This window comes from Evansella halocellulosilytica (assembly GCF_002335745.1).
Taxonomy (GTDB): domain Bacteria; phylum Bacillota; class Bacilli; order Bacillales; family Salisediminibacteriaceae; genus Bacillus_CA; species Bacillus_CA halocellulosilytica.
On record NZ_NIST01000001.1, the window covers coordinates 5085207 to 5098263 of the forward strand.

The following is a 13057-nucleotide window of genomic DNA, read 5'->3' on the forward strand; positions in this document are numbered from 1 at the left end:
TTAGCTCTTATCTTTTAAAAAAGAAAGGACGATCAACATGGTGAAGTCACCCTTTGAACAAGCGTTGCAAAATCGTATTCTCATCCTCGACGGTGCGATGGGAACGATGCTGCAAAATGCTAACTTAACGCCCGAGGACTTTGGTGGAGAAGAGTACGAAGGATGTAATGAATATTTAAACATAACAGCACCACACGTGATCACTCGAGTGTATCGTGAATATTTAGAAGCCGGTGCTGATATTATTGAAACGAATACATTTGGCGCTACTAGTATCGTGCTAGCCGATTATAATTTGCAACACATGGCGTATGAAGTAAATAAACGAGCAGCAGAGCTCGCAGTGAAAGAGGCACAGACCTTTTCAACTTCAGATAAAGAACGATATGTTGCTGGGGCAATGGGGCCGACAACAAAATCGTTATCGGTTACTGGTGGAACGACGTTTGACGAGCTCACCTCAGCTTACAAGGAACAAGTCGAAGGGTTACTTGACGGAGGTGTAGACCTTATTTTACTTGAAACAAGTCAAGATATGCGCAACGTCAAAGCCGCTTATGTGGCAATCAAGCAAGTATCGAACAAACGTAACATCCATGTTCCGCTTATCGTATCAGGAACGATTGAACCAATGGGAACGACCTTAGCCGGGCAAAACATCGAATCATTTTATATCTCTCTAGAGCACATGAATCCAACAGTAGTAGGGTTAAACTGTGCGACAGGACCAGAGTTTATGCAGGACCATTTACGTTCTCTTTCTGAGCTTTCCACTGCCTATGTTCACTGTTACCCGAATGCAGGACTTCCTGATGAAGAAGGTCATTATCATGAATCACCACAATCACTAGCAAAAAAAATAGAAGGCTTTGCAAAAAAAGGGTGGCTCAATATTGCTGGTGGCTGTTGTGGAACGACACCTGAACATATCCGCGTCATGACGGAAACAATAGCTGGTTATCAACCACGTCAACCTAAAAAAAGTCACCCTCATACTGTTTCAGGAATCGAGCCTCTTGTTTATGACCCTTCTATGCGCCCGATCATGGTTGGGGAGCGAACGAATGTCATTGGCTCAAGAAAGTTCAAACGGCTGATTAGCGAAGAAAAATATGAAGAGGCATCTGAAATCGCTCGAGCACAGGTGAAACGCGGCGCCCATGTGATTGACATTTGTTTGGCTGACCCAGACCGTGATGAAATGAAGGATATGACCGAATTTCTGCAACATGTCATTAATAAAGTAAAAGTTCCTCTTATGATTGACTCTACAGATGAAGAAGTCATCGAGCGAGCCTTAACGTATTCGCAAGGGAAAGCAATCATTAACTCGATAAACTTAGAAGACGGCGAAGAACGATTTGAAAAAGTTGCCCCTCTCGTTCGGAAATATGGGGCTGCAGTTGTCGTTGGAACGATTGATGAAATCGGAATGGGCGTTACAGCTGAAAGAAAACTGGAGATTGCCCGAAAGTCGTACGATTTGCTCGTGAATAAATACGACATTCCTGCACAAGATATTATTTTTGATCCGCTCGTGTTTCCGGTTGGGACTGGAGATGCTCAATACATTGGATCCGCTGAAGCGACTGTGATTGGTATTCAGAAGATTAAAGAGGCTTTTCCGGAATGCTTGACAATATTAGGTGTGAGCAACGTATCTTTTGGACTCCCTCCTTTAGGAAGAGAAGTCCTTAACGCTGCATATATGTATCATTGTACAAAAGCAGGTCTTGATTATGCCATCATTAATACGGAAAAGCTCGAACGTTACGCTTCCATTTCCGAAGAAGAAAAAGAACTTGCAGATCAGCTATTATTTCATACAAACGATGAAACATTAGCTACATTCACCGCTTATTATCGAGAGAAAAAGCCGGAGAAAAAGATTGAGTCGGCTACGATGACATTAGAAGAGCGCCTTGCCGGCTATATCGTAGAAGGCACAAAGGAAGGCCTGTATGATGACTTGGACGAAGCTTTGAAAAAGTACGATTCAGCGCTCAATATTATAAATGGTCCATTAATGGACGGCATGGACGAGGTTGGTAAACTGTTTAACAATAACGAGCTCATCGTAGCGGAAGTGCTTCAGTCAGCTGAGGCAATGAAAGCCGCTGTAGCCTATTTAGAGCCTCATATGGAAAAGAAAGAAAACGACCGAGGAAAAGGAAAAATTCTTTTAGCTACAGTGAAAGGCGATGTCCACGATATTGGGAAAAATTTAGTAGAAATCATATTAAAAAATAACGGCTTTCAAATTGTTAATCTAGGGATCAAAGTGACATCATCCGAATTAATCGAGGCCATTAAAAAGGAAGATCCAGATGCCATCGGTTTATCCGGACTTTTAGTAAAGTCCACACAGCAAATGGTGCTCACAGCTAATGATTTACGTGATCGTGGGATCTCGATTCCGATATTAGTTGGAGGAGCAGCTTTAACCCGTCGATTTACCGAAACAAAGATTTCAAAAGCATACGAGGGTTTGGTCTTGTATGCAAAGGACGCGATGAATGGTCTGGAGCTGGCAAATAAACTAGCTGAACCTGTACAAAAGGAACAGTTGCTAACCGCACACCTTGAAAAACAAGCGAAGCTATCCATAGCGCAAGCTGGTGAAGAGGGCGTCTCCAAAAGGCAAAATGCAGTAGCTACATTAGAGAGACCGAAGTCAAAAGTTTCAAAGGAAGCACCATTATTCAAACCCGAAGACTACAACTTGCATGTAATGAAAAACTACAGTTTAGATCACCTCTATCCGTACATTAACATGCAAACATTGCTTGGTCATCATCTGGGAATAAACGGAAATATTAGACGAAACTTAGAACGAGGAGATACTAAAACGCTCGATCTTCAAAGCAAAGTGGATGAACTTTTGGTCAGAGCCGCAAAAGAAAAGTGGTTGTCTGTTGACGGAATGTATCAATTTTTCCCTGCTCAGTCAGATGGGGATGATGTGTTAGTATATGACCCGAACGACCATGAACGAATATTAGAGCGCTTTAAGTTTCCACGGCAGAAAAAGGACCCTTACTTATGCTTAGCTGACTTTTTACGGCCTACAGACAGTGGTGAAATGGACCATGTTGGCTTCCTAACGGTAACAGCTGGAAAAGGCGTTCGTAAAATAGCAGAAGAAGCTAAAGAAGCAGGTGAATACCTAGATAGCCACCTTATTCAAGCAACAGCCTTAGAACTAGCAGAAGCATTCGCTGAAAGAGTACACCAGCTTATGCGTGATAAGTGGGGATTTCCAGACCCTCCTGATTTCACAATGAGAGAACGTTTCTCTGCTCGTTACCAAGGAGTACGTGTCTCATTCGGCTATCCAGCATGTCCGAACCTTGAAGATCAGGCCAAACTGTTTAGGCTCATCACACCTCACAAAATCGGTGTACAATTGACCGATGAATTTATGATGGAGCCGGAAGCAAGTGTCTCAGCGATGGTATTTGCCCACCCGGAGGGGAGATATTTTAGTGTATAAATAAATTCGACTAGCATCGATTTTGCTCACAACGATGGAAAATTGAACAACATCAATTATTCTAATCGAATATTGTATTTTGGGGTTGAGTTTTTAACTAATGGAGAAGGAAAGAGTAAGAATGTCATACGATTAGCAGTACTTTCTTCGACTTTCTTTCTTCCCTCCATCAAATTACCCATTTGATACAAATAAAATGAGGTATACAGCCTCAAAAATAAATTTTTTCCAATTTTCTATTGACGTCTTCCCTTATTCACTTTACAATACAATCTAAATATTCAAAAAAGGAAAAATATAATAAAGATGTTTTAAAATAGAGATTTAGCTAAGAAAATCACGGCGTAGGAGTATTCGATAGCCGTAATGACCTTGCTTTTAAAACAACCAATCAAATTTAAGCTCTTATCAAGAGAGGACGAGGGAACTGGCCCGATGACTCCTCGGCAACCATTGATTCAATATCAAAAGGTGCTACTTCCATCAGTTCTCATGCTGAAAGATAAGGGATCGACGAAACTGTATTTTTATTTTTACAACAGTCGACCTCTTCTCATGGAAGAGGTCCTTTTTATTATCATAATACCTAGTAAACAGATATGTTTTATATATATTTATTTCATTTTACGTCAGATCATTTTGGAGGTGTTGGGATGGTTTTATCCTACTTTGCGATAACGATTGCTTTATTTTTCGCAATGAACATTGGTGCAAGTGGAGCAGCTGCTACTATGGGGCTAGCATATGGCAGCGGTGCAATCAAACGAAAAAGAATTGCCTTACTACTTGCTGGCATTGGTGCTTTTCTCGGGGCACTTATAGGTAGTGGAGCTGTTGTAAAAACTATCGGTGAAGGGATCATCCCCACTCATATCTTTTCTGTTGAAGTTGCTGTTGTTATTCTGCTCGCTTCTTGTCTTACCTTGTTTTTGGCTAACTTCATAGGTATTCCACTCTCTACGAGTGAAGTGACAATCGGAGCTGTTGTTGGAGTCGGGGTTGCCTTTCAAGCTCTTTATGTATCTAGCATTCTCTTCATCGTGTCATTTTGGCTAATCGTTCCCATTACCGCCTTTATCATGTGCTTTACTTTCGGAAAAATCATTATCATAGTCGAGAAAAAGTGGCCCCAATTAAAAGGAAGAGGGAAATGGAAAAAAGGACTTGCGATTGTTTTAGTGTTAACTGGATTTGTCGAGGCTTTCTCAGCTGGAATGAATAACGTTGCAAATGCTATAGGTCCGTTAGTAGGAGCAGGATTAATGGATGGTTCTACAGGGGTTTGGGTCGGGGGGTTTTTCGTAGCGTTAGGAGCCTTTCTCTTAGGAGGTAAAGTCCTCGAGACAAATGGCAAGAAAATAACTTCCTTTTCACTACTTCAAGGTACAGCCGTTTCTGGAACTGGAGGTGGATTAGTCATCATCGCCTCGATCTTTGGGGTTCCTGTTCCGCTCACACAAGCTACTACCTCAGGCATTATCGGCATTGGGTGTGCGGAAAATGGATTTCAACTTTGGCAAAAGGATGTGATAAAGAAAATAATAAAAGTATGGATTGTCTCACCTGTACTATCACTGGTCATTTCGTTTAGTTTGATTCATTTATTTCTTCACCCAAACCCTTATATCGTTGTTATAGTGTCCGCAATTATTATTGCAACGATCGGCACGTTAAGCTTGTACCGCTCTGTCAAAATAGAGCGTAAAACGATTCAGAATTAGCTACTATTCCATAGAAAGGAGGACTTTATGTAATGGACAACAATGTTAAACAAGTAGATTATCACACATTCTCAGAAAAAAACTATCAATTCTTTAATAAGAGAATGCGTTATTTAGAAGCGCAGGATGTCATCAAATGGGCTTATGATTTTTTCGGTGAAAAGCTAGTATATGCCTGTAGTTTCGGGGCTGAAGGTATTGTTCTTATCGATATGATCAGCGAAGTAAAAAAGGATGCCAGAATAGTTTTTCTAGATACTCATGTACATTTTCAAGAAACCTATGATGTTATTGATCAAGTAAAAAGGAAATATCCTCAACTCAATATTGAAATGATCCAGCCAGAATTAAGTCTCGAGGAACAGAAGGAAAAGTACGGGGATGAACTATGGAAAACTCAACCAGACTTATGCTGCAACCTGCGGAAAAACAAACCATTAAAAAAAGCATTAGCAGGAAGTACAGCTTGGTTATCCGGCTTACGTAGAGATCAATCCCCTACGCGGGCAAATACCGAATTTATCAATAAAGATGACAAATTTCAACTTATTAAGGTTTGCCCTCTTATTCATTGGAGCTGGGAAGATGTATGGCGCTATATTAAGGAAAATAACTTACCTTATAACCCACTTCATGATCAAGGGTACCCTAGTATTGGTTGTGAACCATGTACATTAACAGTCAAAGAAGGCGAAGATCATCGTGCAGGGCGGTGGGCTAATATCGAAAAAACTGAGTGTGGTCTGCACTCAAGACCTACAAATCCAAGGAGTGATTCATAATGACAGAAAGTATTCCACATGGAGGAAGCCTCGTAAACCGTATTGATGAAAGCTTTGATTACACGTCGATCGAGACTTCTGTTGAATTAGATAAAACGGGGTTATCTGATTTAGAACTACTTGCAAATGGGGCATATAGTCCATTAACAGGATTTCTTGGAAAAGAAGATTATGAGAATGTTGTTCATCATCTTCGACTATCAACAGGAGAGATTTGGAGCATCCCCATTACACTTCCCGTTCCGAAAGAGTATGCAAAGTCTTTACATGTAGGTGAATCTATCCGCTTAACGTACGAAGGTGTAACCTATGGTGTATTAGAACTAGAAGAGATCTACTCCCCTGATCAAACAATTGAAACATTAAACGTTTACAAAACAAATGACAACGAACATCCTGGTGTAAAAAACGTATTCAAAAGGGGCGACACGTATTTAGCTGGTCCGATTACGTTAGTAAAAAAACATGAGAAAGAACAGTTTTCCACCTATTATTTAGAACCTGCTGAAACGAGAGAAATTTTCCAACAAAAAGGCTGGAAAACCGTTGTCGGCTTCCAAACGAGAAACCCTGTCCATCGAGCACACGAGTATATTCAGAAATCGGCTTTAGAAACCGTTGACGGTCTATTCTTGAATCCACTTGTAGGAGAAACAAAATCTGATGACATTCCTGCCGATGTACGTATGAAAAGCTATCACGTATTATTAGAAAATTATTATCCTCAAAACCGAGTATTCCTAGCGGTTTTCCCAGCTACTATGAGATATGCCGGACCGAGAGAAGCGATTTTTCATGCACTTGTTCGCAAAAATTATGGTTGTACGCATTTCATTGTTGGAAGAGATCATGCTGGAGTTGGAAACTATTATGGCACATATGAAGCGCAAGAAGGGTTCCAGCAGTTTACAGAAGAAGAATTAGGTATTACCCCCTTCTTTTTTGAGCATAGCTTCTTTTGTAAAAAATGCGGGAACATGGCGTCGACGAAAACGTGTCCTCATGATATAGAAGATCGTGTCATCCTTTCTGGTACGAAAGTGCGCGAGCTGTTACGCAATGGTCTAATACCTCCACCGGAATTCAGCCGAAAAGAAGTAGTAAAAGTATTAATTGATGGGATGAAAACAACCGTATGATGAAAAATCCGACGACAAACAACATTTACTGGCATGATTCCTTCGTGACAAAAAATGATCGACATCAGCTATATGGACATAAGAGCTGTGTATTATGGTTTACAGGCCTATCGGGGTCTGGGAAATCGACGTTAGCTAATGCTGTGAACCAACGACTATTTGAAAAGCAGATTAGTAGTTACGTACTAGACGGTGATAATATCCGCCATGGGTTAAACGCTGACCTCGGTTTTAGTCCCGAAGACCGCCAAGAGAACATTCGGCGTATTGGAGAGGTGTCAAAATTATTTGTTGATAACGGCACAATTGTGTTAACAGCCTTCGTCTCCCCTTATCAAGAGGATCGTCTACTTGCGAGAGAAATGGTTGAGAGAGAAGAATTTATTGAAATTTATGTAAAGTGCAGTTTACAAGAATGTGAAAATCGTGACCCTAAAGGATTATACAAAAGAGCACGTAAAGGAGAAATTGCTGAGTTCACAGGTATTAGTGCTCCATATGAAGAACCCGCTAACCCTGAACTTACTATTTGTACTGATGAGACATCGATCGAGGCTTCAGTAGAGCAGATCGTGGACTACTTAGTCGAAAAACAAATCATACTTTTTTGATAGGAGTAGATAGCATGGCTTACACAAAAGTTTGGGCAAACAATGAAAAGTTAAGCAAAGAGGAAAAAGCGAAATTAGAAAAGGATGGCTTAGATATATTAGACGATATTCCAGGGTACGCGAAAGAAGGATTCAAGTCGATCCCAAAAGATCAATGGCCTCTGTTTAAGTGGGCAGGACTCTATTTACAAAAGCCAAAAGAAGACGGATATTTTATGATGAGAGTTAATATCCCTTCTGGCATCTTAAAGTATGATCAGGCGCTCACGTTAGCTGGGATTGCAAAAGATTATGGACGTGACGTCATTGATATTACAACTCGTCAGGCGGTCCAGTTTCATTGGATCGAGATTGAAAATATTCCTGAGATTTTTAAAAGACTTGAAGACGTTGGGTTATCCACTGTTGGAGCGTGCGGAGACATTATGCGGACTATTGTCGGCAACCCATTAGCTGGAATAGATCCTAACGAATTAATGGATACAAGATCGATCGTAAATGAGGTCTATTGGTATTTTCAAGGAAATCGTGATTATTCCAACCTTCCGCGCAAATATAAAATATCCATCTCATCAAATGTTAACAATGCGCAGAACGCAGAGATCAATTGCTTGTCGTTTGTACCGGCAACAAAAAACATTGATGGCCAAGAAGTTATCGGATTCCATGTCTTAGTTGGAGGAGGACTATCGGCAAAGCCATATTTAGCACAAGAACTAGATGTTTTTGTGAAACCAGAGCAAGTAAAAGAAGTAACAGAGGCCATAACGACAATCTTTCGTGATCATGGCTACCGCGACAAACGCCACCGTGCCCGGTTAAAGTTTTTGATGGCAGACTGGGGGCCAGAAACATTTAAAGAAAAACTTTCTGAGTTCATCGCATTACCTGAAAAAGGAGAGAACCGTTTTGAAGCATGGAACGCCGGTTATTTTTATGGTGTACACCGACAAAAACAAGAAGGATTAAATTATATTGGCTTAAACATACCTGTTGGAAGATTGTATTCAGAAGAACTCATTGAATTGGCACGTATTTCTAATCAATATGGAAAAGGCGAGATTCGTACGTGCAATTCTCAAAATGTCGTCATCCCACATATTCCAGATAACGATGTAGATGCTTTCCTAAATGAAAGTCTTTTAGATCGACTAAACATAGAACCTAAAAGCTTTATAGGGTATTCGGTCTCCTGTACTGGAATTGAATATTGCAACCTCGCACTCGTGGAAACGAAAGAACGTATGAGAGGAATCGCTGAATACTTAGACGATCATTTAGCGGTTGATGTTCCTGTTCGAATTCATATGGTTGGCTGCCCTAACGCCTGTGGACAACGGCAAATAGCAGATATAGGCCTTCAAGGGATCAAAATGAAAAATAAAAATAAGGAGCTCGTTGAAGCATTTGAAATCTATGTCGGTGGCAAGCTCTCAGAAAATGCTCAATTTAATCAAAAGCTCAGGGGAAAAATCGAAGCTCCCTATTTAAATGAGGTCCTGCTTGAATTTTTAAAGCACTTTAATGATGAAAAGCATACAGAAGAGAATTTCCATGATTTTTTTGAACGAACAGGAAAGGACTTACTACAAGAAAAGCTCACGTCGATCATTGAAGAAAAAATCAACGTGTCCTGACGATTATCTTCACGTCACTACAGATGAAGGAGGAATCGATATGAAACTCTATCGATTTGAAGCAGTAATAAATAAGGAAGAACATGTACACATTGTCATTGCTGCAGATGGAGAATCTACAGCTTTCGATGCCGCCGAAGTAGAATTAGAAAAAGGATATTTAAAAATGCCCGTTATTGAAGAGCTATCCTTAATTGAAACGAGAAGAATAGGCAAAAAAGCTGGCTTCGTTCTAAGAAGTCAAGAATAATTTCGAGGAGGAAGCAGTGTGAAAAAAAGCAAAGGGCAAGTTTACTTCGTTGGGGCAGGACCTGGTGACCCGAAGCTGTTAACTCTTCGAGGTGCCGAATTATTACAGGAAGCAGATGTCATTGTTTATGATCGATTAGTGAACAAGGAAATATTAAAGCATGGCAAAAAGAATGCAGAGTTAATCTATTGTGGAAAAACACCACAAGGTCCTTCCACTTCACAAGAGGAAATAAATCAAATTTTAGTTTTCCATGGATTACGCGGAAAAAAGGTAGTCAGGCTAAAGGGTGGAGATTCAACCATTTTTGGAAGAATTGGTGAAGAAGCTGTTTCCTGTCGTGAAAATGGTCTCCATTTTGAGATCATCCCGGGAATTACTTCCGGAATTGCTGCTCCTGCTTATGCAGGCATACCTTTAACACATCGTGAAGTAAGCTCATCCTTTGCTGTTGTCACAGGACACCGGAGAAAAGATGGGAATAAACAAGAGATTGATTGGAAAAGTCTCGCTTCAGGAGTCGATACGCTCGTTTTCTACATGGGGGTTAAACAAATCAACGTCATACAAGATAACCTTCTTCATCATGGCCTTGCTCCAACTACCCCTGTCGCTCTTATTCGCTGGGGGACTTGTGAAATACAAGAAACATTAACAGGAGAATTATCCACCATTGCCGAAGAAGTAGAAAGAACGAACTTTCAATCACCAGCGATCATCGTTGTAGGTGAAGTTGTAAAATTGAGAGAAAAGTTAGCCTGGTTTGAAGAAAAGTTACTTCATTCTTCGTATTTAAATACAGCAGTCACTTTATAAAGGAGGCGCTAAACGTATGGTCCAAAATAAGACGGGTGTGTTAGTTATCGTGCACGGCTCCAGTAATCCGAATTGGACTAAAGAAGTTGAAGATGCGATCCATCAAGTAAAATCTCCGTTACCTATTGTCGTAGGTCACTTGGAGTTTACTGATGAGCAAACGATCGAGCAAGGAATTCGACAATTGGAGAATAAAGGAGTCGATACGATCCTTTCAATTCCCCTCTTTGTTTCTTCAGGAAGCACACACATAGAGGAAATTAAATATGTACTAGGGCAAATAGATACTCCAGTTATTAAAACGGACTTGAAACCAATCACTTCTTCTGCTCAAATGATTTGGATCGAACCTATGGACACTCACCCGCTCATTCTTGACATCATTGAGGAGAGGGTAAAATCTTTGTCAGTGAACCCAGAAAAAGAAGTGTTACTCTTCGTCGCTCATGGGAGCGACGAACCTTTTTTTCACCAAAAATGGGAAGCGATGCTCGAAGAAATCAAACAGAAGATCGCTAAACAAATGCCATTCCAGCAAATAATCCATGGAACATTGCATCCAGACAACCTTGAAGAGTGTGCAGTAAAGGCTGCTTCAAGTGGCCATCCATTGATTGTTGTGCCACTCTTTTTAAGTGAAGGCTATTTCACGAATAAAGTCATTCCAAAAAAATTAAAAGGAATATCTTATAAATGGAACGCACAAACCTATCTCCCCCATCCACTCGTCTCTAAGTGGTTAGAGGAACAAATAGCAAGTGCACATATAAACACGTAACGTTTTCTAGCTACTGAAGCAGTTGTCAGGAACCTTTCTTTCCCATTATGCACGCTGCTAGAAGGTAACTGTTCGCTACACGATTCTTATCTTTATTTGAAAGGAAGAGGTTCGAATGAGTACCCCTTTTACCCTCCAGCTTCATCGAAAACCAGTGCTCGTTGTCGGCGGAGGAAGCATAGCAGAAAGAAAAATCGCTTATTTACTAAAGGAAAAAGCAGATGTCACTCTCATTAGTCCTACTCTTACAGAAAAACTGAAATCTCAATTTAGTCAATTACACGTTAAAAAAACCGCCTTAACCATTGAAGACGTTTCAAAGGAATATTGTACTCGTCTAAAAATAGATTGGCGTTCATTTTTTTTAGTTGTCGTTGCGACAGATTCTTTTACAACGAATGAGGCGCTTGCCCAAAAGTTGTTTTCACACGTCTCACTCATAAATATTGTTGATAACCCCAAATTAAGCAGCTTCTTCTTCCCTGCTGTAGTCGACAGAGGTGCACTGAAGATAAGTGTGACAACTTCTGGGAAAAGTCCAATTTTAGCAAAAAAAATTCGTAACTACTTATCCGACATATTTGGCACAGAATATGACTCGTATTTAGAAGAATTACATTTATTAAGAACTGAATTGCAAAAGATAGAACCCGATCCAATAAAACGAAAAGAGATACTTGAGGAACGAACAAAATTCCCCATCGGATGATCCGAAGGGGAATGAAATTTAAACAAAATCAATTTCTAAAAGGTTTCTCACGTTTTCTATTTGATTTAAGATCGTAACTTCGGTGCTTCCTGCAAATAACAAGCCTACAGCTCGGTTTTCCATATCGGTGACTAGCGACCCACTGTCACCACCTTCAGACATGTGGGTCGTGAGAATTTGATCATGAAAACGCGCTACACGGTTATTTCCGAAATTTACATCAATCGTAGCATCAACAGATAAAATCTCCCCTGTCGTATACCCACTTGTTCTTCCGATTTTCTTAACAACAGCACCAACTTCAACTTCATCTTTTTCTACCCATCCTCTAACATAACCGCTCCAATATATATCTCGATCGAGTTCTTGAAGCGACCCTTCTGCTATGGCAGCATCGATGACATTTTCGTGTTCCGATAATGGTTTGTCAGGGGTAAGGTCAATTGGTACAAAACGACTGAGTGTCGCTACTTGATCATCAGGAGCACTTCCGCCGTCGACAGCACCAGGCTGTAAGATGGGATCACCGATATTCGCATTATTACTATTCGCTAATACGTGATTATTGGAGAGAATATAATACTTTGTAAGATTGGACTCTTCCCGATTATAAACAATAGCTCCTACGGTTCCCGCAGTAATATCTGGGTGTCCAATACTCCACCCGCCTTTCACAGGTCGAATTTTCGTATTCAATTCATTACCAGGGAGTGTCCTCATCTGATCAGACTCCTTAGTTTTTACGTTTTCATCCTTAAAAATATGGATCTCAGGAAGGCCAATTTCGATGACATCTGTTTCCACACCTTCGATGGTGGTAGGAACCACATCTTCTTCTGACAACGATTTTAATGGCTGCTTATTCGATACAAAAGTAATTAAAGCAGGTCGATCCGTTGATTTTCCACCTTGAATTTTAATGCCGATACCAACACCAACAACGTTCTGCTTTTTCAACATAACTTCTTCATTCGATTTACTTTTCACCTTTTTTACTTTTGCCAATTGTTCCTTGGATAAATGAGCCATTCTTCATCCCTCCTATTTTTAGGTAAACGCTTGACAGGATTTCTGTTTTATTCAATTGTTGTACCATTACATTCAAGAAGTCTCTTATTATT

General features: G+C 40.3%; 11 protein-coding genes and 1 riboswitch. Of the genes, 10 read left to right on the forward strand and 1 reads right to left on the reverse strand.

Annotated elements, in window-relative coordinates; genetic code table 11:
* Nucleotides 1-37 precede the first annotated feature (37 nt).
* The 10 genes from metH (at nucleotide 38) to CD001_RS24120 (ending at nucleotide 11936) form a co-directional block, all read left to right on the forward strand.
* Nucleotides 38-3493, forward strand: coding sequence for a methionine synthase (metH, locus tag CD001_RS24075; RefSeq protein ID WP_096190110.1), 3456 nt, complete (start codon nucleotides 38-40; stop codon nucleotides 3491-3493).
* A gap of 402 nt (nucleotides 3494-3895) precedes the next feature.
* Nucleotides 3896-4002: riboswitch (SAM riboswitch) on the forward strand.
* Nucleotides 4003-4146: 144 nt separating this feature from the next.
* Complete coding sequence (locus CD001_RS24080; protein ID WP_096190111.1) at nucleotides 4147-5214, forward strand: inorganic phosphate transporter; 1068 nt, start codon at nucleotides 4147-4149, stop codon at nucleotides 5212-5214.
* 32 nt (nucleotides 5215-5246) lie between these two features.
* On the forward strand, nucleotides 5247-5996 hold the full coding sequence (locus tag CD001_RS24085; protein WP_096190112.1) for a phosphoadenylyl-sulfate reductase: 750 nt from the start codon (nucleotides 5247-5249) through the stop codon (nucleotides 5994-5996).
* The gene (gene sat, locus CD001_RS24090) at nucleotides 5996-7135 is read left to right on the forward strand and encodes a sulfate adenylyltransferase (protein ID WP_096190113.1); all 1140 of its coding nucleotides are present in this window, start codon (nucleotides 5996-5998) and stop codon (nucleotides 7133-7135) included. Before CD001_RS24085 ends, sat begins: the two co-directional genes overlap by 1 nt.
* Entirely contained in the window at nucleotides 7135-7746 is a 612-nt protein-coding gene (gene cysC / locus CD001_RS24095) for an adenylyl-sulfate kinase (RefSeq protein ID WP_096190748.1), read from the forward strand. Before sat ends, cysC begins: the two co-directional genes overlap by 1 nt.
* Before the next feature lie 14 nt (nucleotides 7747-7760).
* A complete protein-coding gene (locus tag CD001_RS24100; RefSeq protein ID WP_096190114.1) occupies nucleotides 7761-9383 on the forward strand; it encodes a nitrite/sulfite reductase in 1623 nt (540 codons plus the stop codon).
* Between the two features lie 40 nt (nucleotides 9384-9423).
* Nucleotides 9424-9633 carry a DUF3906 family protein gene (locus CD001_RS26635; RefSeq protein ID WP_179298886.1) on the forward strand — a complete coding sequence of 70 codons (210 nt, stop codon included), beginning with the start codon at nucleotides 9424-9426 and terminating at the stop codon, nucleotides 9631-9633.
* An 18-nt stretch (nucleotides 9634-9651) separates the two neighbouring features.
* Nucleotides 9652-10449 (forward strand): uroporphyrinogen-III C-methyltransferase, encoded by a 798-nt coding sequence (gene cobA, locus CD001_RS24110; protein WP_096190116.1) that lies wholly within the window; start codon nucleotides 9652-9654, stop codon nucleotides 10447-10449.
* Nucleotides 10450-10465: 16 nt separating this feature from the next.
* Nucleotides 10466-11227, forward strand: a complete 762-nt coding sequence (locus CD001_RS24115) for a sirohydrochlorin chelatase (protein WP_096190117.1) — start codon at nucleotides 10466-10468, stop codon at nucleotides 11225-11227.
* A 115-nt stretch (nucleotides 11228-11342) separates the two neighbouring features.
* Nucleotides 11343-11936: a precorrin-2 dehydrogenase/sirohydrochlorin ferrochelatase family protein gene (locus tag CD001_RS24120; protein WP_096190118.1), complete on the forward strand. Its 594-nt coding sequence runs from the start codon at nucleotides 11343-11345 to the stop codon at nucleotides 11934-11936.
* 18 nt (nucleotides 11937-11954) lie between these two features.
* Here CD001_RS24120 and CD001_RS24125 read toward each other — a convergent pair whose 3' ends face one another.
* Complete coding sequence (locus tag CD001_RS24125; protein WP_096190119.1) at nucleotides 11955-12965, reverse strand: chymotrypsin family serine protease; 1011 nt, start codon at nucleotides 12963-12965, stop codon at nucleotides 11955-11957.
* Between the last annotated feature and the right edge of the window lie 92 nt (nucleotides 12966-13057).